Annotated in this window: 16 protein-coding genes; 13 read left to right on the forward strand and 3 right to left on the reverse strand. The window is 70.4% G+C overall.

The features are described from left to right. The first annotated feature begins 5 nt into the window (after nt 1-5). Nucleotides 6-248 (forward strand): hypothetical protein, encoded by a 243-nt coding sequence (locus TBR22_RS08005; protein ID WP_239492445.1) that lies wholly within the window; start codon nt 6-8, stop codon nt 246-248. A gap of 72 nt (nt 249-320) precedes the next feature. After that, nucleotides 321-806 (forward strand): DoxX family membrane protein, encoded by a 486-nt coding sequence (locus TBR22_RS08010; RefSeq protein ID WP_239492446.1) that lies wholly within the window; start codon nt 321-323, stop codon nt 804-806. A 2-nt stretch (nt 807-808) separates the two neighbouring features. Here the strand turns inward: TBR22_RS08010 and TBR22_RS08015 are convergent, their stop codons facing one another. Both TBR22_RS08015 and TBR22_RS08020 read right to left on the reverse strand, forming a co-directional pair. Next, nucleotides 809-1,975 (reverse strand): erythromycin esterase family protein, encoded by a 1,167-nt coding sequence (locus tag TBR22_RS08015; RefSeq protein ID WP_239492447.1) that lies wholly within the window; start codon nt 1,973-1,975, stop codon nt 809-811. A gap of 34 nt (nt 1,976-2,009) precedes the next feature. After that, on the reverse strand, nt 2,010-5,837 hold the full coding sequence (locus TBR22_RS08020; RefSeq protein ID WP_239492448.1) for an amidohydrolase family protein: 3,828 nt from the start codon (nt 5,835-5,837) through the stop codon (nt 2,010-2,012). A 198-nt stretch (nt 5,838-6,035) separates the two neighbouring features. Here TBR22_RS08020 and TBR22_RS08025 point away from each other — a divergent pair, with 198 nt between their 5' ends. From TBR22_RS08025 to TBR22_RS08060, 8 genes are all read left to right on the forward strand, one after another. Continuing rightward, nucleotides 6,036-6,941 (forward strand): aspartyl protease family protein, encoded by a 906-nt coding sequence (locus tag TBR22_RS08025; RefSeq protein ID WP_239492449.1) that lies wholly within the window; start codon nt 6,036-6,038, stop codon nt 6,939-6,941. 42 nt (nt 6,942-6,983) lie between these two features. After that, nucleotides 6,984-8,492 carry a c-type cytochrome domain-containing protein gene (locus TBR22_RS08030; RefSeq protein WP_239492450.1) on the forward strand — a complete coding sequence of 503 codons (1,509 nt, stop codon included), beginning with the start codon at nt 6,984-6,986 and terminating at the stop codon, nt 8,490-8,492. Between the two features lie 45 nt (nt 8,493-8,537). Continuing rightward, complete coding sequence (locus TBR22_RS08035) at nt 8,538-11,762, forward strand: DUF1553 domain-containing protein (protein WP_239492451.1); 3,225 nt, start codon at nt 8,538-8,540, stop codon at nt 11,760-11,762. Beyond that, nucleotides 11,759-13,234: a DUF1501 domain-containing protein gene (locus TBR22_RS08040; protein WP_239492452.1), complete on the forward strand. Its 1,476-nt coding sequence runs from the start codon at nt 11,759-11,761 to the stop codon at nt 13,232-13,234. Before TBR22_RS08035 ends, TBR22_RS08040 begins: the two co-directional genes overlap by 4 nt. Nucleotides 13,235-13,369: 135 nt before the next feature. Next, nucleotides 13,370-14,572, forward strand: coding sequence for a lactonase family protein (locus TBR22_RS08045; protein WP_239492453.1), 1,203 nt, complete (start codon nt 13,370-13,372; stop codon nt 14,570-14,572). Nucleotides 14,573-14,675: 103 nt separating this feature from the next. Further along, nucleotides 14,676-15,923, forward strand: coding sequence for an MFS transporter (locus TBR22_RS08050; protein WP_239492454.1), 1,248 nt, complete (start codon nt 14,676-14,678; stop codon nt 15,921-15,923). Between the two features lie 59 nt (nt 15,924-15,982). Further along, nucleotides 15,983-16,834 carry a hypothetical protein gene (locus TBR22_RS08055; RefSeq protein WP_239492455.1) on the forward strand — a complete coding sequence of 284 codons (852 nt, stop codon included), beginning with the start codon at nt 15,983-15,985 and terminating at the stop codon, nt 16,832-16,834. Between the two features lie 57 nt (nt 16,835-16,891). Then, the gene (locus tag TBR22_RS08060; RefSeq protein ID WP_239492456.1) at nt 16,892-17,317 is read left to right on the forward strand and encodes a group III truncated hemoglobin; all 426 of its coding nucleotides are present in this window, start codon (nt 16,892-16,894) and stop codon (nt 17,315-17,317) included. 258 nt (nt 17,318-17,575) lie between these two features. Here the strand turns inward: TBR22_RS08060 and TBR22_RS08065 are convergent, their stop codons facing one another. Beyond that, on the reverse strand, nt 17,576-18,088 hold the full coding sequence (locus tag TBR22_RS08065) for a plastocyanin/azurin family copper-binding protein (RefSeq protein WP_239492457.1): 513 nt from the start codon (nt 18,086-18,088) through the stop codon (nt 17,576-17,578). A gap of 215 nt (nt 18,089-18,303) precedes the next feature. Here TBR22_RS08065 and TBR22_RS08070 point away from each other — a divergent pair, with 215 nt between their 5' ends. The 3 genes from TBR22_RS08070 (at nt 18,304) to TBR22_RS08080 (ending at nt 20,544) form a co-directional block, all read left to right on the forward strand. Beyond that, a complete protein-coding gene (locus TBR22_RS08070) occupies nt 18,304-19,293 on the forward strand; it encodes a beta/gamma crystallin-related protein (protein WP_239492458.1) in 990 nt (329 codons plus the stop codon). Between the two features lie 104 nt (nt 19,294-19,397). Continuing rightward, nucleotides 19,398-19,961, forward strand: a complete 564-nt coding sequence (locus TBR22_RS08075; RefSeq protein ID WP_239492459.1) for a sugar O-acetyltransferase — start codon at nt 19,398-19,400, stop codon at nt 19,959-19,961. A 40-nt stretch (nt 19,962-20,001) separates the two neighbouring features. Beyond that, on the forward strand, nt 20,002-20,544 hold the full coding sequence (locus tag TBR22_RS08080; RefSeq protein WP_239492460.1) for a DUF6265 family protein: 543 nt from the start codon (nt 20,002-20,004) through the stop codon (nt 20,542-20,544). Nucleotides 20,545-20,569: the final 25 nt, after the last annotated feature.

Consider the following 20,569-nt stretch of genomic DNA (forward strand, 5'->3'; position numbering starts at 1 on the left):
CAGGGATGGCGTGGCTCTTCGACGTCTGGATGCTGACGTTCTGGATCCCGGTGCTCGCATCGGCCGGGACCGGCTGGTTTGCCATCGAGAGCGGCCTGGTGCGATCGCTGCCGATCGCGTTGTGGTTCCTCGCGGCATTGGTGCTGCAGTTCGAGTCGGCGCCGTTGTCGCTGGCATGGAGCGCCGGCCTGGTCGGCCAGACGGTCCTGGCCATCTACCTGAGCATCCGGCTGAGGCTCGAGACCTGACACGCACCGACGCCGTCTCGCTGGCGGCGCCGGTATGCTGACCGCTTACGGCACCTCCATGTGGCTTCCACGATGAACCTGCCTGCCCGACTCGACCCGATCGACATCCGCATCACGCACTGGATGGCCCGCCACGGCATCACCCTGACCAGAGTCGCGCTGGGCGTGGTGTTCCTGTGGTTCGGCATCATCAAGTTCGTGCCGACCTGGAGTCCGGCTGCCGACCTGGCGACGCGGACCATCGAGCACCTGACGTTCGGCGTCGTTCCGCCAGCCGTGAGCCTGCCCGTGCTGGCCGCGTGGGAGTCGCTGATCGGACTGGGCCTGCTCACGGGCCGGTACCTCAGGACGACGCTGCTGCTCCTGTTCGCCCAGATGCCAGGCACCCTGACGCCGCTCCTGCTGTTTCCGGCCGAGACGTTCCGCGCCTTCCCCTACGCCCCCACCCTCGAGGGCCAGTACATCATCAAGAACCTCGTGCTCGTCGCGGCCGCAATCGTCGTCGGCGCCACCGTACGCGGCGGGCAGCTGCAGGCATCAGGTCCGGACGCGCGCTGACGTCACTTCCACGGGTCGAACGTCGGCGCGACTTCCTGGCCGATGACGACGACCGCATCGAAGGAGTCCGCCCAGGTGTCCGACCCGACAGCGCCCAGCAGGCGTGAGGGCACCGACCCGAGGCGACGCAGGGCGGGTGCATCGAGCAGCGCCCACGGCGTGTCGCGCGTTGCCGTCGCTTCGAGCGACTCCGGCGGCGCCGCGGCAAGCGGGCGTGCCGGCCGTCCCGCCATCGCCGAGGCGCCAGCCGCGGCGGTGAACCCGATGGCCGCGACGCGATCGCCCCAGCGCTCGACCGCCAGCGCGCCGAGTGGCGGCTCGGGCCACGTGCCACGCTGCTTGGCGGCATGCACGGTCGCCGTCCACACGACGACGCGGCTGTTGGCGGGGAGGCGCGTGAGGTGCCACTCCAGCGCGCGGAACATCGACGCGTCGCGGCCGGTCGTCCCGTCGCTCCGCTGCCGAGCGGCGTAGCGGGCGAAGCTCTCCAGCATCGCGCGGTCCGAGGCGTCGAAGGCGCCACGACTCGTGGCCGTATCGGCGGCGTTGCGTGAACACTGCTGCAATCGCTGCTTCTCGGCCTCGTCGAAGGGGTGCGCGGCGTCGTACGTCCAGCGCAGGTGCCTGTCGACGACCTCGCGACACTCCGCGGCGCGCGGTTCCGGCGACGCAGACGCGACCAGGCCGGGCAGCGTCGCGCGGGCATAGCGGGACGTGATGCTCACCTGGTCGTCGAGTCCGCCGAGCGTCACGCGCCTGGCCGTGGCCGCATCGAACAGCGACCGGCGCCAGGTCCCCAGCTCGCGCGTCCACCAGAAGCGCCCGATGGCCTCGTCGAGTTGCTCCGGCGTGGCGGTACGCGCCTCGATCGCCCGCGCCAATCCGACGAAGTCGTACATCGGCGCCTCGAAGAGCACGGCGGTGAAGCCGCACTGCGCGATCAGCCGATCGACGAGGCGCGCCTTGACGTCGAAGGCGTGTGCCTCGCCGTGGCTGGGGAGTTCGCCGAGGAGCACGACCCGCTTGTCGCACGTCGTCGCCACGAGGCGCTCGACGATCGACTCGGGCACGCGCTCCTGTGCGTGCATCGCCTGTGACGTCGACAGCAGCGCGCCGCTCACCACGCAGGCGAGCATCGCGACGATGGCTCTGGCGGACCGTCGGCTCACGTGGACGTTCGTGCGCATGTCGAGGGGCCCCGAGCTACTTGCCGCCCGTCCGTGTCTTCGCGGCAGCCGGCGCCGACGCCTGGCCCGAGGCCGTCGCGGACGCCGGGGCAGGCGGTTCCAGCTTCCACCACCACTGCGGGCCGAGTGCCTTCCTGCGCGGGTACGTTTCGTCGAGCGTCGCCGCGTCGTACAGGCGGCCGTTCTTCATCACCTCAGCGAGCTTGAAGGTGTTCTTGATGTCGTCGAGCGGGTTGGCGTCGAGCACGAGCAGGTCGGCGAGCTTGCCGACCTCGAGGGAGCCGAGTTCCTTGCCGAAGCCGATCGCGCTGGCGCTGTCGATGGTCGCGGCGCGCAGCACGCGGTGCGGCGTCATGCCGCCCGAGGCCATCATCCACAACTCCCAGTGCACGCCCATGCCCTGCACCTCGCCGTGCGAGCCGAGGCCGACCTTGCCGCCACCCTCGGTCCACTTCGCGAGCTGCCTGGCATGCAGCGGGAACACGTACTGGTCCTCGCGGTGCCAGTCGGTGTTGCGCCAGCTGTCGAGTTCCTCGTGCGGCGTGAAGCGACGCAGCCTCGGGTCTGCATCCAGCGTCGTCCCGTTGGTCAGGTAGTGCTGACGGCCGATCGGGCCGCCATAGCTCACGATCAGCGTCGGCGTGTACGTGATGCCGCTGCCGGCGCCGAGCTTGACGACGTCGGTGAAGAACGGGCTGATGGGCAGCGAGTGCTCGAGGCCGGAGTAGCCGTCCTGCATGAGCGTCAGGTTCATCGTGAAGTTCGAGCCGCCCTCGGTGGTCGGCGTGAGCCCGAGTTCCTTCGCGGCCATGATCACCCACTGCCGCACCTTGCGGTCGCCGACCAGGTACTGCTTGATCGTCTTGGTGTTGTAGTGATCCGAGTACCGCCGGAGCGCGTCGCGCGCGTCCTCGAGGCTGCGGATGTTGTCGGCGGCGAAGATGCCGGGGCCGGTCGAGTAGAGGCGCGGCCCGATCAGCTGGCCCGTGTCCATCAGGTCCTGGTACGTCAGCGCGTCCTCCGACGAGGTCTGCGGGTCGCGCTGCGTGGTGACGCCGAAGGCCAGCTGCGCGAGGAACTGCGACACCTGGTTGCGGTGCACGCCCCACGCCACCCACGTGTGCGCGTGGATGTCCACGAGCCCGGGCATGACCGTCTTGCCGGCCAGGTCGCGCACGACGGCGCCCGCCGGAATTGCGACCTTGCCGCGCGGGCCGATCGCCGTGATCCGGTTGTCGGTGATCACGATGTCGCCACGCGCGATCACCTCGTCGCCCTTCATCGTGATCAGGCGTGCGTTGCGCAGCGCGATCACGCCCTTCGGCTTGTCCTTGTCGACGATGAGCTCGACGTCGACGCGATGCGGCTGGTACTCGATTGTCGGCGGCTTGGGCGGCGCGGCCGGCTTGGCGTCGGCGGCCTTGTCGGACGCGGGCGTCGCAGCGGGCGCTGGCCCGGGCGCTGGCGCAGCGGCTGCGGGCGCCGTGCCAGTGGCGGCGGCCCGCTCGGCCTCGGTCTCGGCCTTGACGCGGTTGGCGAGGTCGACCTCGGCCTGCATCGCGATGTCGTGCAGGAAGAAGCTGCGGCCGATCGAGAAGTACGCGCGCGTGCTGTCGGCGGTCCAGCCGATGAAGTCGCCGCCGACCTTGGTCACGCGCCAGGTCGGCACCGACGAGGAAGAGGCCGCTGACACGGTCGGGGCAGTCCCGGTGACGGGCGGTACCGTGATCATGTAGACGTTGCGGTTGGCGCGGACGAGCGCGCGCGTGCCGTCGGGCGACAGGACGACCTCGTCGGGCGTCGGCGGCGGTCCAGGCGGCGCGTCGGGCAGCGGCGGTGGCGCGGGCGCGGTGACCTTGACGACGGTCGTGATGTCGGTGCCGTCGTAGCGCATCGACACCAGTCCCTCCGAGCCGGCCCACACATAGATGCGGTCGGGATCCGGACCGACGTGCGGCGCCTCGCGACCTTCCTGCGTCGAGCCGCCGCCGGCCCACGCGATGCGGGTGACGGCGCCACCCGTCGCCGGCAGCCAGACGTACTCCAGCTCCGCAGCGCCGCTGTGGTTGCCGAAGTCCTCGAGCGTGCGCAGGCGGTGCATCCTCGAGCCGCGCACGCCGATGAGCCGCAAGCCGTCCTTCGAGTACGCGATGCGGTCGTAGAACGCGGTTGCCGACGTGAGCCGTTCGGGCTGTCCGCTGCCGTCGGCGCGGACGCGGCGGATGTGGCCGCCTTCCTCGTCGTTCCACGTGACGTACGCGATGAACTGCCCGTCGGGCGACCACACGGGCCCGTGCTCGACGTCGGTGCCGTCGGTCAGGCGGCGCGCGTTGCGAATCGTCGGGATCGGGGCCGGGGGTACCTCGGCCACCGGTGCGGCGGGTGGTGTGGCGGCAACCTGCGCGACCGCCGTGGACGTGCCGCCCCCCGCCGCTGTGGCAGCGGGCGTTCCTGCCGCGGGCGTGGCAGACGCCGGCGGGCCGGGGGGCGTGGCGCCGGTCGCGGTGCCAGCCTCGGCGTCGGGTTTCTTGTCCGCGTCGGCCGGCTTCTCCTTCGTCGTGCCGCGGCCCTGCGGCAGGTCGGCGATCCACAGGCGGTCGAGCGCCGTGAAGACGACGCGGGTGCCGTCGGGCGACGGACGCGCGCCGCGGATCTGCGACACGCGCAGCTTCTCATCGTCGATCTTGTAGTCGAAGGTGACGAGCGGACCCATGCGCTGGTCGACCTTCGCGGTGAAGGGAATCTCGACGGCCTCTCCACTCGGCACGGCGACGCGCCAGAGCTTGCCGTCGTAGCTGGTGATCAGGGCCGACGAGTCCGGCGTGAACGCGGAGTTCGGGTAGACGTCGCGGTCGCGCGCGCCGCCGCCCTGGCTGTCGTCGCGCTGCACGTCCATCCGCAGCCAGCGGTCCTCGCCAGTAGCCAGGTCGAGCAGCTTGAGCGCCTGGCGCGCATCGTGACGGGTCGAGTAGACGAGCCACTTGCCGTCGGGGCTCGGTACCGGGCGGAAGGCGCCGGTGTGCTCGTGCGTGCGGACGAGCAGGCGTCCCGTCTTCCGATCGAGCTGCGCGACCTGGTACTGGCCGACGACGCGGGGATTGCTGCGGAGCGTGTGCGGGTCGAAGTCGGCGCGCGATTCGTCGAGGTCGATCAGGCGCGTCGGCAGCCCCGGGCGTACCGTGCCACGGACGTTCACCCACAGCGAGTCGGGATCCTTGCCAAAGGCCGGGCCGAGGATGGCCGGCGTGGCCGGGCCGCCAGGTGTCGGGCCTGGCGTGGCGGCCGCCGCCGGGCGCGCGCCGGCGCCGGTCATCTGCACGCCGCTGCCGCCACCTTTGTGGTAGAGCCAGAGCTGCGAGCCCTTGGCCGCGATCACGTACTCGCCGTCGGGCGTCCAGGTCGGCGACATGTAGTTCTCGCGCTCGGTCGTCGTGAGGGCGCGCGGCTTGGTGCCATCGGCGTTGGCGACCCACACGTTCTCGGAGCCATTGCGGTCGCTGATGAACACCAGCGTGCTGCCGTCGGGCGAGAAGGCCGGCTGCATGTCGTAGGCCTGGCCGCTGGTGATGCGCGTCGCCTCGCCGCCGGTGATCGGCAGCGTGTAGAGGTCGCCGAGCAGCTCGAAGACGATCGTCTTGCCGTCGGGCGAGAGGTCGAGCGAGAGCCAGGTGGCCTCCGACGTCGTGAACGAGAGCGTCCGTTCGGTGATGAGCGGCAGGCTCTTGTTCTTGACCGCGTCGGCGGCGGCCTTGTCGTTCTGCGCGCGTGTTTGCGCCATCGGCGCCTGTGGCAGGAGGAGCACGACGACGAGCAGGGACAGCAGGCGGCAGGCAATTCTTGGCATCGGACCTCGGATGAACGTGGAGCGGCGATTATAGGCGGCGTCAAACGTTTGACGTTTGACGTTTGACATCGAACTCGGACGCTGGACGCGGAGGGCAGCCTCGGTCCAATGCAGCTGCGCGCCGGGCACGCCCGACGCCTACGCGCCACTTGTTAACCGCGCCTCGCGTGTCGCGTTCTACAGGCTGGAGGCAGGCGCGTGGGCAAGGTTCGGCGGGGCATCGGCGGGTTCTGGTGTGCGGTCGGGGTTGTGGTGTGGATGGCGGCGGCGGCCGCTGCGGCTGGCGCGCGTGCCGACCATCCCGCGTGCGAGGCGGCCCGCGCCGCACGAGAGGCGTTCGACATGCAGATCCCGTTCGAGGTCATCGACGGGCGCATCTACGTGCAGGTGATGGCCAACGGGCGTGGCCCGTTCCGCTTCGCCCTCGACACGGGCGCCAGCGGCCTCGGTCGCGCCGATGCCAGCCTCGTCGCCGCCCTCGGCCTGGCCATCAGCCCGCCCGTCGCGAACTCGGACGGCGTGGCCACCGCGGCGGCCGACACCACCACGCTCGACGTCCTCGACGTCGGCGGGCTCGTGAAGCGGGACCTGCGGGTGATCACTCGCGACTACAACCGGGGCATGTCTCCCGCCGCCGCCCTTTCGGGCATCGTGGCGCGCGAGTTCTTCGCCGACGGCCTGCTCGTGATCGACTACCCGCGGAGGCTGGTCTCGTTCAGCCGGCGCCTCGCGCTGTCGCCCACGCAGGAGGGAGCACTGCGCTACGAGCGTCCGTTTCGCGTGCCGGTGTCGGTCGGGTCGCTGGTGGTCGAGGGGAACCTCGACACCGGCGCCAACGTCGCCTTCGTACTGCCTCGCGCGCTGTTCGAGCGGGTCCCGGGGACGCCCCTCGAGCCGGTGGGGCAGGGGCGCCTGGCCAACACCACGGTGGACGCCTGGCGTTCCACGGTCCACGGCCCGTTCGTGATCGGGCAGGCCAGTCTCGAGGACGTCGAGGTGCGCGTCTCGGCGCGGTACCCGGAACTGCTGGTGGGCGCCCATGCCCTGCAGTCGTTCGTAGTGGTCATCGACCAGCGATCGCGCGCGCTCGCCGTGTGTCGGTGACCCTCCGGCGGCAGCTTGCCTTCGGCTCCCTCGGGAGCGATGATGGCCGCCACCACAATGCTCCGGCTTGGCGCCACGGCGCTCGCGGTCGCGATCCCCGCCACCCTCGTGCTCGCGGCGCTGCCGTTCCTGCAGCTCGGGGATGGCACAAACCTGCCGCAACTGGCGCTGTTCGTCGGCCGGCTGCATCCCACCGTGCTGCACCTGCCGGTGGCGTTGCTGATCCTTGCGCTGCTGCTCGAGGCGACGCGCCTGCCGTGGCTGGCGCGCCTCGCCCCGGACTTCCCACCGAGCGTCCTCGCGTCGGTGCTCTGGCTGGCTTCGTTGACTGGCCTTGGCGCTGCGGTCGCCGGCTGGTGCCTGTCGCACGAAGGCGGCTACGACGCAGACCTCCTCGGCCGGCACCTGTGGGCCGGCGTCGCGACGGCGACCGGCGCGTTCGTGTGCCTGGTGCTGCACACACTGGCGATCGCGCGGCCTGACCGCACAGCCCTCCGGCACCTGCTGACCCTCGTCGTGCTGGTCACGGGCGGGGTGATGGTCGTCGCCGCGCACGCCGGGGGCAGCCTGACGCATGGCGAGGACTACCTGACCGAGCACGCGCCCACGCCGATCCGTCGGCTCGCGGGCCTGCCGATCCCGCGCGATCGATCGCTCGAACGTCGCACGGCCATCGCCGATCGCGAGGTCTTCGACGGTGTCGCCCTGCGCGTCCTCGAGCGGCACTGCACCGCCTGTCACAACCCAGGCAAGCGCAAGGGCGATCTGGCGATGGATACGCACGCCGGCGTGATGGCTGGTGGCGTGTCGGGGCCCGTCGTGATTGCCGGCGTCGCGGCCGAGAGCGAACTCCTCAGGCGGCTACACCTGCCGCTCGACGACAAGAAGCACATGCCGCCGAAGGGACGGCCGTCGCTGACCGACGACGAGATGGCGGTGCTGACCTGGTGGGTGGCGGCGGGGGCGCCCGCGGCGGGCACGCTCAGGACGGCCAAGGCGCCGGCCGAGGTGCGCGCCGCCTTCTCGCGGATCCTGCCGGAGTCCGAACGACAGGAGATCGAGGCGCACCAGCGTCGACAGGCCGCCGAGTACGAGGCGACCCTCGCGTCACTGCGGGCGTCCGTGCCCGGCTCGCTGCGGGCGATCGTGCCCGGGGAGCGCGAGCTCGAGTACACGGCGGCGGTGGCAGGCAAGGCCTTCGGCGACGCGGAACTGGCGAAGCTGTCGGCGGTGGGCCGCGATCTGGTCTGGCTCGACCTGTCGCGCACGGCGGTCACCGACGCGGGCCTGAAGGCCCTGACCACGATGCCGAACCTGGAACACCTCGACCTGCGCGAGACGGCGATCGGCGATGCCGGCGTCGCGGCACTCGCGCCGCTTGCCAACCTCCGGACGCTCGGCCTCTACGGCACGGCGGTGTCCGACGAGGGGGTGCCCTCGATCCAGCGGCTGGCGGGCGTGACGCGGGTCTACGTCGGTGGCACGCGGGTGACCGAGCGCGGCATCGCGGCGCTCCGCACCGCGCGGAAGGACCTGCGCATCGCGCCCTGAGCGCTTGCGCCTCTGCATCGGCGACGACTATCCTCCGCAGCACGGATGAGAGCCCAGCGGATCCTGCTGCTCGCCTCGGCGGTGCTCGTGGCGAGCCTCGTCGCGGCGGTGGCGCCGCACGTGACGTGGCGCCGCGCCAAGGCGGCCCCGGCGCCTGCCGCGGCGTCTGCCGCCCTGCCGGGCACGATCTCGTTCAACCGGGACATCCGCCCGATTCTGGTCGCCCACTGCTTCCGCTGCCACGGCGTCGATCCCGGCGCTCGCGAGGCGGAGCTGCGTCTCGATCGGCCGGAGTTCGCCTTCGCGCCCCGCAAGAACGGCCAGCCGGTGATCGTCAAGGGCGACCCGGCACGCAGCCCGCTGATGCGGCGCATCCTGTCGAGCGACCCCGAGACGGTGATGCCGCCGCCCGAGACGCACAAGACCCTGGCGCCACGCGAGATCGCGCTGCTCGAGCGCTGGATCAGGGAAGGCGCGCCCTACGAGCCGCACTGGGCCTTCATCCCGCCGGTCCGCCCGGCCCTCCCGGACGTCCAGGGCTCGGCGTCCAACCCGATCGATCGCTTCGTGCGGTCGCGCCTGAAGGAGGAGGGGCTGACGCCCAACCCGGAGGCCGATCGTCACACGCTGATCCGTCGCGTCACGCTCGACCTGACGGGCCTGCCGCCGACGCCCGCGGAGGTCGACGCCTTCGTGCGCGACACGTCACCTGGTGCGTACGAGGCGCTGGTCGACCGCCTGCTGGCGCGTCCGAGCTACGGCGAGCACCGCGCCCGGTACTGGCTCGACGCCGTCCGCTACGCCGACACGCACGGCTATCACTTCGACAACTACCGCAGCATCTGGCCCTATCGCGACTGGGTCATCGACGCCTTCAACGCCAACCAGCCCTTCGACCGGTTCACGCTCGAACAGATCGCCGGCGACCTGCTGCCCAGGCCGACGGCGACTCAGCTCATCGCGACCGGGTTCATCCGGGCGGGGATGAGCACCAACGAGGGCGGGACGATTCCCGAGGAGAACCTGGCCAACTACGCGACCGATCGCGTCGAGACGACGTCGCAGGTGTGGCTGGGGCTGACCATGGGCTGCGCGCGCTGCCACGATCACAAGTTCGATCCGATCAGCGCGAAGGACTTCTACAGCATGGCGGCATTCTTCCGGAACACGACGCAGCCGGCCATGGACGGCAACGTGATGGACTCGCCGCCAGTCCTCCGCATCCCGCGCCCGGAAGACGCCGCGCGCGACGCGGCGCTCCCCGGAGAGATCGATCGCGCCACGCAGCTCTACGACGCGCACCTCGAAGCGGCCGACGCCGCCTTCATGGCGTGGCAGCAGACGCAGGGAACCGACGACCTGCCGACGATCGCGGCGGACGGGCTCGAGCTCCGCCTGCTCACCGACGGCACCGAGCCGGCCATCCTGCGCAACGCGGCCGCCGACGGGCCGCCGATCACCTTCACGGGCGGACGCCCGCAGGTCGTGACGTCCCCGCACGGACCGGCGCTCCGCCTGCCGATGGGCGTGACGGCGGCGCTCGGGTCGTTCGGCGACTTCGAGTCCGACGAGCCCTTCTCGATCGCCGCGTGGGTGCAACTTCCCGACAACGTCGACGGTGCCCTGCTGGCCCGGATGGACGTCGCCAACGGCTCGCGCGGGTGGGACATCTGGCTGAAGGGCAGTCGCATCGGGCTGCGGATGATCGGCGCGTGGAACCAGGACGCGCTGAGCGTTGTCACCCGCGGGGCGGTGTCGCCGCAGGGCTGGCACCACGTGCTCGTCACGTACGACGGATCGCGTCAGGCGAGGGGCGTGAGCATCTACTACGACGGCAGGCGCCAGTCGGTGTATGAGGAAGTGGACTCCCTGCGCGGGTCCATCCGCACCAAGACCCCGCTTCGGCTGAACCGCCGCAGCACCGGTGAGGGGGCCGGTGGTGCAGCCGTGCACGACCTGCGCGTGTATCGACGGACCCTGACGAGGGCCGAGGCGCAGGTGCTGGCCCGGCGGATCGCGCTGGAAGACGTCCTGTCCACGCCCCCCGACGCGCGCACCGACGCGCAACTGTTGCCGCTGCGCGACTACTACCTGGCGTTCGTCGACCAGGAGGCCATGCAGCACCAGCGGGCCCTGCAGCGCCTGGTCGACGAGTTCGAGGGCGTGAAGTCCAGGTCGAAGGTCACGCTCGTCGCCGAGGAGAAGCCCGGCGAAACGCCCTTCGCGCACATCCTCGTCAGGGGCCAGTACGACCAGGAGGGACCGCGGGTCGGCGCGGCTGTCCCGGCGGTGCTGCCGCCGATGCCGAGGGGCGCGCCCGCCAACCGCCTCGGACTCGCGCGATGGTTGACCCGGCCGGACCATCCGCTCACCGCGCGTGTCAACGTCAACCGCTTCTGGGCCCAGGTCTTCGGCCAGGGCATCGTCGCGACCCCCGGCGAGTTCGGCATCACCGGCGAGGCTCCGACCAACCAGCCGCTGCTCGACTGGCTGGCCGTCGAGTTCCGCGAGTCGGGGTGGAACGTCAAGGCGCTCTTCCGGCTGATGGTGACCTCGGCCACCTACAAGCAGTCCGCGGTCGCCAGCCAGGAGAAGCGCGAGAAGGATCCCGACAATCGGCTGCTCTCGCGCGGGCCGCGTTTCCGCATGCACGGCGAGATGATTCGCGACCTGGCGCTGCGCGCGTCGGGCCTGCTGTCGGATCGGCGTGGTGGGCCGAGCGTCAAGCCGTACCAGCCGGCGGGGATCTGGGAAACCGTGGCGATGGAGGAGAGCAACACCAAGATCTACGTCGCCGACCGCGGCGAGGCCAACTATCGCCGCAGCCTCTACACCTTCTGGAAGCGCGCCGCGCCGCCGCCGTCGATGGAGACCTTCAACGCGCCGACCCGCGAGCAGTGCGCCGTCGATCGCGAGCGGACCAACACCCCGCTGCAGGCCCTGGTGACGATGAACGACGTGCAGTTCGTGGAGGCGTCGCGTCGTCTCGCGGAGGTGGCCATCAAGGAGCGCGGAGCCGACGATGCGGCGCGCCTCGACGCGATGGCGGTACGTGTGCTCAGTCGTCCGCTCGCGCGTGCCGAGCGCGATGCGCTGGCGCCGGTGGTGCGCGATCTCCGGCAGCGCTATGCCGCCGACCGCACGAAGGCGAAGGCGTTGATCACGACGGGCGACTCGACGCCCGACCCGGCGATTCCCGTGCCCGAACTCGCCGCCTGGACCATGGTGGCGAGCCTGTTCCTGAACCTCGACGAGGCGCTCAACAAGTGACCGAGAAGGCGCGGCACCCGCACTGCTCCGGCGGCGACGAACTGTTGCTGACCCGTCGCGAACTCCTGGCGCAGGCCGGCCGCGGCATCGGCTCGGTGGCGGTTGCGTCGATGTTGGGCGGCGCGAGCCTGCTGGCCGGGGCACCGGGCGGCCTCCCGAGCCTGCCGCACTTCCGGCCGAAGGCGCGTCGCGCCATCTGGCTGTTCCCGGCGGGCGCGCCGTCGCAACTCGACACCTGGGACTACAAGCCGAAGCTGCGCGCGATGTTCGGCAAGGACCTGCCGCCGTCGGTCCGCGGCGACCAGCGGCTCACCACCATGACCTCGAAGCAGAAGGGCTTCCCGGTCGCACCGAGCCTCTTCAGGTTCGCGCAGCACGGGCAGAGCGGCATGTGGGTGAGCGAACTCTTCCCGCACACCGCCCGCATCGTCGATCGCATCGCGCTCGTCAGGTCGCTCCACACCGAGGCCATCAACCACGAGCCGGCCACCATCGCCGTCAATTCGGGCAACCAACTGCCTGGCCGGCCCTGCCTCGGGTCGTGGCTGTCGTACGGGCTCGGGAGCCTGAACGAGAACCTGCCGACGTTCGTCGTGATGACGTCGACCTACACCAACAAGTCGAACGTCCAGGCGTTGTCGGCGCGGATGTGGAGCAGCGGCTTCATCCCGGCGCGCCATTCAGGCGTGTCGGTCCGAGGGGCCGGTGATCCGGTGCTGTACCTGAGCGACCCCGACGGCGTCGATCGGGAGACCCGACGACGGATGCTCGACGGCGTGCAGGCGCTCAACACGCAGCATGCCGATGCCATCGGCGACCCCGACACCGACACGCGCATCGCCCAGTACGAGATGGCGTTTCGCATGCAGGCCTCGGTGCCCGAGCTGACCGACGTGCGCGGCGAGCCCGAGTCGGTGCTCGGGCTCTACGGCGACGATGTGCGGAGGCCGGGCACGTTCGCCGCCAACTGCCTCCTGGCGCGGCGGATGATCGAGCGTGGGGTCCGCTTCGTGCAGATCTACCATCGCGGGTGGGACTCGCACACCAACCTCCCGCACCAGCACCGGCTGCAGGCCCAGGACACCGATCGGGGCACGTACGGCCTGATCACGGACCTGGCGCAGCGCGGGCTGCTCGAGGACACGCTGGTCATCTGGGGCGGCGAGTTCGGGCGCACGGTCTACTCGCAGGGCACGCTCAAGGAAGACAACTACGGCCGCGACCACCACCCGCGCTGCTATTCGATGTGGATGGCCGGGGGCGGGGTCAAGGCGGGCACCGTGTTCGGCGAGACCGACGACTTCAGCTACAACATCACCAAGGACCCGGTGCACCAGCGCGACCTGCACGCGACCATCCTCAACCTCTTCGGCCTCGATCACGATGCCTTCACGTTCCGCCACCAGGGCCTCGACCAGAAGCTCGTCGGCGTCGAGGCGCCGGCCCACGTCGTGAAGGGGTTGATCGCCTGAGCCGGTGCGTGCTTGCCGTGGCGACCGACATGGGCGAGTATCGCTGCGCCCGGGCAGCGGACACCGGGCACCGGTCTCCGGGCAGCCAGGGCCGTAGGCGGGGAGCAGGCCGGTGCGAAGGTCGAGAGTGAACAGATGAACCATCAAGACAGTCGACAGCCGGTGGTCGTGCGGCGGCGGACGTTCCTGGCCGCAGGCGCCGGCGTGCTCGCGGCGGCGCTGCCCGCGGCGGCGCAACGGCGGGCAGGGACGCCCACGCAGATGCACGTCTACATCGGCACGTACACCAACGGCACGAGCAAGGGGATCTACCGCGCCCGCCTCGACCTCGCGACGGGCACCGTGTCGGCGCCCGAACTTGCCGCGACGCAGACCAATCCGAGCTTCCTGGCGCTCCACCCGACGCGGCCGCTGCTGTACGCGATCAGCGAAACCGGCACGTTCGGCGACAAGCCCACCGGGTCGGTGTCGGCGTACGCCATGGATTCCGCGACCGGGGCACTGACCGCACTCAACCAGGTGAGCTCCGGTGGCAACGGCCCCGCGCACGTGTCGGTGACGCCGGATGGCCGCACGGTGCTGGTGGCCAACTACGGCGGCGGCACCGTCGCGTCGTACGCCGTCGGCGCTGACGGACGTCTCAGCGAGCCCGTGTCGGTGGTCGCGCATCAGGGCAGCAGCGTCCATCCCAAGCGGCAGACCAAACCGTACGCGCACTCGATCAAGGCTGCCCCTTCCGGTGCGTTCGTCTACGCGGCCGACCTGGGGGCTGACAAGGTGTTCGTCTACCGGCTCGACCCGAAGACCTCCGCGCTGTCGCCCGCATCTCCCGCGTCGGTCGCCGCAAGTCCGGGATCGGGGCCGCGCCACATGGCCTTCCACCCGCGCGCGCCGTTCCTGTACGTGATCAACGAACTCGCGCTCACGGTTGCCGTCTATCGCCGCGACGCGTCGACCGGGGCGCTCACCGAGGTGCAGTCGATCGGCACGCTGCCGGCCGGCGTGCCCAACGACCCGGCGTTCAGCACCGCGGAGGTGCAGGTGCATCCGTCGGGCAGGTTCCTCTACGGCTCCAACCGCGGTCACGACTCCCTTGTGGTCTTCGCGATCGACGAGGCCACCGGCCGCCTGACGCTCGTGCAGCACGAGCCGACGCAGGGCAAGACGCCGCGCGGGTTCGGCATCGACCCGACGGGCCGCTACCTGCTGGCAGGCAACCAGCGGTCGGACACGCTCGTCGTGTTCCGCATCGACGAGAAGACTGGCCGATTGACGCCGACGGGGCAGTCGATCGGCATCGGCGCGCCGGTGAGCGTCGTCTTCGCGGCGGTCCGCTAGCGCCATCGACCGTCGACCTGAAGGTCGACGGCTACGAGTGCGTCACGGTCGCGATGCCCTCACTCCCGATTCCCGACTCCCGATTCCCGACTCCCGCCTCCCGATGCCCTACAGACACCGCGTCCTCGGCCTGCTGTTCCTCCTGTCGATGGTCACGTACCTCGACCGCGTGTGCATCGCGGTCGCCGGCCCCGAGATGCAGAAGGATCTCGGGCTGTCGCCGTCGCAGTGGGGCTGGGTCGTCGGCATCTTCGCGCTCTCGTATGCGCTGTTCGAGATTCCGTCCGGCGCGCTCGGGGACCGGATCGGCCCGCGCAAGGTCCTGACGCGCATCGTGTTGTGGTGGTCCGCGTTCACGAGCGCCACCGGCCTGGTGTCGAACTACTACGTGCTGCTCGCCACGCGCTTCGCCTTCGGCATGGGCGAGGCCGGCGCCTATCCGAACGCCTCGTCAGCCATCTCGCGCTGGTTCCCGCTGGCCGAGCGGGCGCGGGCGCACGGCACGGTGTGGATGGCCAGCCGTGTCGGCGGGGCGCTCACGCCGCTGCTCGTGGTGCCCATCGTGCAGGCGTGGGGGTGGCGGAGCGCCTTCTACATCTTCGGCCTGATCGGCGTCGCGTGGGCGGCGGCCTGGTACTGGTGGTACCGCGATTACCCGACGGAGATGCCGGGCGTGACGACCGAGGAACTGGCGCACATCGGCGAGTCGTCGAGCCGGCGGGCGCACCACTCCCTGCCGTGGGCCCAGGTCGTCAAGAGCCGCAACTTCTGGATCATCCTGCTCATGTACCACGCGTACTGCTGGGGCTCGTACTTCTACGTGTCGTGGATGCCGACGTACCTGCGGCTCGGGCGCGGGTTCACGGCCGACGAGATGAAGATCTACGCGATGCTGCCGTTCGTGGCCGGCGCAGTCGGCAACCTGACCGGCGGATCGATCAGTGACATCCTGGTCCGTCGCTTCGGCTTGCGCAACGGTCGTCGCTTCGTGGCGGCCGCCGGGCTCGCCGCCTCGGCGCTCTGCCTCTTCGGCACGGCCGTCGTCGAGAACCGCCTGCTGGCCGTGGCGCTGCTGACGATGGGGTACTTCAGCATGGACTGCATGCTGCCGGTGTCGTGGGCGGTGTGCGTGGACGTGGGCAGGCGGCACGCCGGGGCCGTGACCGGCGCCATGAACTCGGCCGGTCAGATCGGCTCGTTCCTGTCGTCGATCGCGTTCGGCGCGCTCGTGGACGCCTTCGGTGGGCGCTACGACGTCCCCTTGATGCTCTTCAGCGGCGCGCTGCTGCTCGCGGCCTTGCTGTTCCTGGCCATCGACGCGTCGACGCCCCTTGTCGACGAGGTCGCCTGACCATGCGCCTTCCACGGATCGCCCGCCGTGTTCGTCGCGCTGCCACTCGTCCCCACCGCATGACACCACTGTTCGGTACGCTGTCGGCCGCCCTCGTCGCCGTGTCTTTCCTGGCGACGGGCGTCGCCGCCCAACCCGCGAGCGAGGATCCGCAGGTCATCAAGCTGGAGCGGTTTCGGAAGGCCTTGTGGAAGGTGCGCGTGTCGGTGAACGGCACCGCGGGTGACTTCCTGCTGGACACGGGCGGCGGCCACACGATGGTGACCGAGGCGTTGTCGCCTCGACTCACCTGCACGTTCTGGGGAAGAGCGACGGGCTACAACATGTTCGGCCAACGCGGTGACGGCCCACACTGCGACGATGTCCATCTCATGGCCGGTACGGTGCCGCTCACGCCAGTGGACGTCGGCAAGATCGACTTCGGCGAGCGATTCGCCGGCGACAAAGCGCCCGACGGCCTGTTGTCGCTCGATGCCTTCGATGGCAAGGCGATCACGCTCGATCAGGCGGCGGGGACGCTGACGATCGAGACGCCCGCGAGCCTCGCCCGGAGGGTTGCCGGGATGCGCGAGTTGCCGTTCCGACTCGTTCGCGGCGTGGCAGCACGTGGACTCGAGGGCTTCGTCGGTGTGTCCACCCGACGTGGCCGCGCGTGGCTGACGCTCGATTCCGGCGCCGGTGGGGTGTCCCTGATCGGGCGCGAGTATGCCGACGCCTTCGGCCTGGACCCGGCGCGCAAGGAGCAACAGCTCCGCTTCGAGATCGCGCCCGGCTTCACGGTCGACAGCCCGGTGCTGGTCGCGGACCTGATCATGGACGGCAATCTCGGGCAGCCGTTCATGAGCCGGTACATCCTGACTTTCGATCTGCGAGAAGGGCGGCTCTGGATCGGCAGGCCGCCCGCCAACTGAGGGACGGGCGCGCGGACGCGACCCTCCCCGTGGCCCGGTTTCCGGAGACAATGGGTCGTGCCCGATCTCGCGACTCGTGCCGACATCGACGTCCTGCTCCGGCGGTTCTACTCGCGGGCGATGGCCGACGACCTGATCGGCTACCTGTTCACCGAGGTCGCCCATCTCGACCTCGACCATCACCTGCCCCGGATCGGAAATTTCTGGGAGCAGCTCCTCTTCCAGCGTCCCGTCTACGTGGGGCAGCCCATCGCCGTCCACTTCCCGCTGCACGAAGCCGCGACGCTGCAGCCGGCGCACTTCCAGCGCTGGTGGCGGCTGTGGGACGAGAGCATCGCCTCGCTGTTCGAGGGGCCGATGGCCGATCAGGCGCGCACCCGTGCCGCGACCATCTCGGAGTCCATGCAATACCGGCTGGGCATCGAGAGCGACCCGGCGCTGTTCTCGGGCGCCTACAAGGCGGCGTTGGGGATGGAACCGTGACGTTTAACGTTTAACGTTTAACGTTTAACGGCTAACGGCTAACGTTTAACGGCTAACGGCTAACGGCTAACGGCTAACGGCTAACGGTTAACGGCTGACGCCTGACGCCTGCCGGTTGCCGAAAGGGAAGGGTGACAGGGGGACGACCGACCAAGGACCAAGGCCGAATGACGAAGGCCGACGACCGCTCGGCACGCAAAAAGGGGCGCCCTGCGCGTATGCAGGGGCGCCCCTTCGTACTGTTGCCGAGCGGCCGGACTACTCGACGATCAGCTGGCCCACCATGCCGCCCTGGAAGTGCGCCGGGAACGTGCAGATGAACGTGTACTTGCCGGCCGCCGGCGCCGTGAACTCGACGCTGACGGTCTCGCCGCCGCCCGCGAGCGCGGTGTGGGCGATGATCTGGGCATTGGACTTCGGCGAGATGAAGTTGGTGTCGCGCGCGGTGGCGCCTGCCGTGGCCACGGCGGCGGCGTCGGCGCCCGCCTTGAGCAGCACGAAGTTGTGCGCCATGGCGATCTTGGGCATCGCGCTGACGGCCTTGAGGGTGACCTTCACCTTGTCGCCCGCCTTCACGCGGATGACCGACGGCGTGAAGCGCATGTTGTCGGAGCCGGTCAGGGTGAACGTCTTGACGGCGCCGGCAGCGGCCTTGGGAGCGGCCTTGGGAGCCGCCTTCGGGGCGGCCTTGGTCGTCTGGGCGAGGGCAAGCGCGGGGGACAGCGTCAGCGCAACGGTGCACAGCGCGGCGCACAGAGAGTGACGGGTCATCGAGAGCAATCCTTTGGGAAGAAGACTTGCGGCCGCCCGGTCGTGGGGCGCACCGCCCTGGCAAGCGCCGGAATCGACGTGCCATTGACCATCGTACCCGAAACGACGGCGCGGGAGCAGGCGTCTCCTTGTTCCGGGTCGGAAACATGTCGACCGGTCCCATACGGTCGCGTCAGCCGGGGGGCACGCGAGCCCCGACACGACAGGAGGAGTCCTTGTCCCGAGTCTTGATCGTCGCCGCCGCACTGGCCCTGCTCGGGCCCGCCGCGGCCACCGCCGCACCGCCCCAGGAACGGGGCATGGGCGGGGTGGTCGGCATCACCGTGTACGACGACCGCGATTTCCGCGGCCGCAACGCCAACTTCCGGCAGGACGTGCCCGACTTGCGCCAGTCGGGGATGAACGACCGGATCGTCAGCCTGCAGATCGCCAACGGCGAGGCCTGGGAGGTGTGCGAGCACGCCTTCTACGGCGGCCGCTGCCAGGTCTTCTACGGCGTCGAGTACGACCTGCGCCAGCGCGGCTGGAGCCGCATGATCTCGTCGATGCGCCGGGTCCGAGGCAACGGCGGCGGCTGGGGGGGCGGCGGTGGAGGCGGTTGGGGCGGCGGGGGTGGCGAGCGCGGGCTCGTCCTGTACTCGGGCCGCAACTTCGGCGGCCAGACGCGCGTGCTCCGCGGGCCGACGCGCGACCTGCGCGAACTCGACTTCAACGACGCCGCCGAGAGCCTCCGCGTTCCCAGGGGCGAGGAGTGGGAGGTCTGCGACAACATCGAGTTCAATCGCTGTCGTGTCGTCAACGGCGACGTCACCGACCTCAACAGGATCGGCCTGCGACGCAAGATCTCCTCGGCAAGGCCGTTGCGCGGCGGCGGTGGGGGCGGCTGGGGTGGCGACGGCGGTGGAGGCGGCTACTACCCGCCGCCGGGACCCGGACCGCGCCCGCCGGGAGGCGGCTATGGCCGCATCATCCTGTTCGAAGGGATGAACTTCTCGGGCCGTTCCTACGTGGTGACCAACCCGGCCAACTACGTGAACATGGACTACGCCAACAGCGTGCGCGTGGAGGGCGGCAACTGGGAACTCTGCGAGAGCGCCGACTTCCGCGGCCGCTGCACCACCGTGAACGTGGACGTGTCGAACCTCCGGTCGATGGGCTTGCCGGGCCGCGTGCGCTCGGCGCGGCCGGTCGCCTCCCCCCGCTAGCGCTCAGCACCGCGGGTGATCGGCCGGCCCCGGCTGATCACCCGCAGTCGCTCCCGAGCTTGCGGCCTCCTGCCTTCCCGCGGTCCACTGGCGGAGGAGGTCCGATGTCCGAACGTGCGCGCATGCTCGCCGGCGATCCCTACGACGCCAACGACCCGGAGCTCGTGGGCCTGAGGCAGGCGGCCGAGGCCCGCTGCCAGGCCCTCGCGTCTTCGTCGCCCTTCGACGAGGCCGCGCGGCGCGCCATTCTCGTCGCCCTCTTCGGCCGCGGCGGCGAGACGGTCGGTGTCCATCCGCCGTTCTGGTGCGACTACGGCGTCCACATCGAACTCGGTGACCGCGTCTTCTTCAACGTCAACTGCGTCGTCCTCGACGTGTGTCCCGTCCGCATCGGCTCGGGCACGATGTTCGGCCCCGGTGTGCAGATCCTGACCGCCACCCATCCACTCGATGCGATCGAGCGCCGCGGCCGCGAGTCCGGGCGCCCGATCACCATCGGCGACGACGTGTGGGTCGGCGGCGGGGCGATCATCCTGCCCGGCGTGACGGTCGGCGCCCGCAGCGTCGTCGGGGCCGGCAGCGTCGTCACGCGCGATGTGCCCGACGATGTGGTGGTGGCCGGCAATCCGTGCCGCGTGATCCGGCGCCTCTGGCCCGGCACGGCCTGACGCTGTGGTCTGGCGCCCTGTCGCGCTACCATTGCGCGCCATGTCCACTCGTGCCCTCCTTCGTGCCTCATTCGCGGCGGTCGTCGGTCTCGCGCTGACCGCTGCCTCCACGCTCGCCCAGGACGCCATCGGCACTGCGCCGCCGGCCAAGGCGACCATCCAGCAGGTTGCGTTCATCGCCGGCCAATGGGTCGGCAAGCTCGGCGAGAACCACATCGAGCAGCACTGGATGACGCCGATCGGGCCGTCCATGGTCGCCGCGTACCGCAACCTCTCGGGCGGCACCAAGCCGGGCCTCTACGAGATCCTCGCCATCGAGGAACAGGACGGCACGCTGAAGCTGCGCATCAAGCACTTCGCTCCGGGACCGGGCCTCGCCAGTCGCGAGGCGCAGGGCGAGGCGGCCGAGCACACGCTCGTGAAGGTCGAGGGCGAGATGGCGGTGTTCGAAAGCACGGGCCCCAACGCGCTGCGCATCACCTTCTCGAAGCCGTCCAGGGACGCGCTGAACATCGTGCTCGACCGGGTGCGCGACGGCAAGCCCGTGCAGACGGTGTTCGCGTACAAGGCCGTGCAGCGCTAGCACCGCGGCTCCGTCCCGCTTCTTG

The sequence above is a fragment of the Luteitalea sp. TBR-22 genome (assembly GCF_016865485.1).
GTDB lineage: Bacteria > Acidobacteriota > Vicinamibacteria > Vicinamibacterales > Vicinamibacteraceae > Luteitalea.

Excerpts from the sequence above, each read along its gene's own strand:
- TBR22_RS08045 (WP_239492453.1), top strand. The coding sequence starts at position 13,370 with ATGAACCATCAAGACAGTCGACAGCCGGTGGTCGTGCGGCGGCGGACG.
- TBR22_RS08055 (WP_239492455.1), top strand. The coding sequence starts at position 15,983 with ATGACACCACTGTTCGGTACGCTGTCGGCCGCCCTCGTCGCCGTGTCT.
- TBR22_RS08035 (WP_239492451.1), top strand. The coding sequence starts at position 8,538 with ATGAGAGCCCAGCGGATCCTGCTGCTCGCCTCGGCGGTGCTCGTGGCG.
- TBR22_RS08020 (WP_239492448.1), bottom strand. The coding sequence starts at position 5,837 with ATGCCAAGAATTGCCTGCCGCCTGCTGTCCCTGCTCGTCGTCGTGCTC.
- TBR22_RS08030 (WP_239492450.1), top strand. The coding sequence starts at position 6,984 with ATGGCCGCCACCACAATGCTCCGGCTTGGCGCCACGGCGCTCGCGGTC.
- TBR22_RS08050 (WP_239492454.1), top strand. The coding sequence starts at position 14,676 with ATGCCCTACAGACACCGCGTCCTCGGCCTGCTGTTCCTCCTGTCGATG.
- TBR22_RS08080 (WP_239492460.1), top strand. The coding sequence starts at position 20,002 with ATGTCCACTCGTGCCCTCCTTCGTGCCTCATTCGCGGCGGTCGTCGGT.
- TBR22_RS08075 (WP_239492459.1), top strand. The coding sequence starts at position 19,398 with ATGTCCGAACGTGCGCGCATGCTCGCCGGCGATCCCTACGACGCCAAC.
- TBR22_RS08005 (WP_239492445.1), top strand. The coding sequence starts at position 6 with ATGGCGTGGCTCTTCGACGTCTGGATGCTGACGTTCTGGATCCCGGTG.
- TBR22_RS08010 (WP_239492446.1), top strand. The coding sequence starts at position 321 with ATGAACCTGCCTGCCCGACTCGACCCGATCGACATCCGCATCACGCAC.
- TBR22_RS08065 (WP_239492457.1), bottom strand. The coding sequence starts at position 18,088 with ATGACCCGTCACTCTCTGTGCGCCGCGCTGTGCACCGTTGCGCTGACG.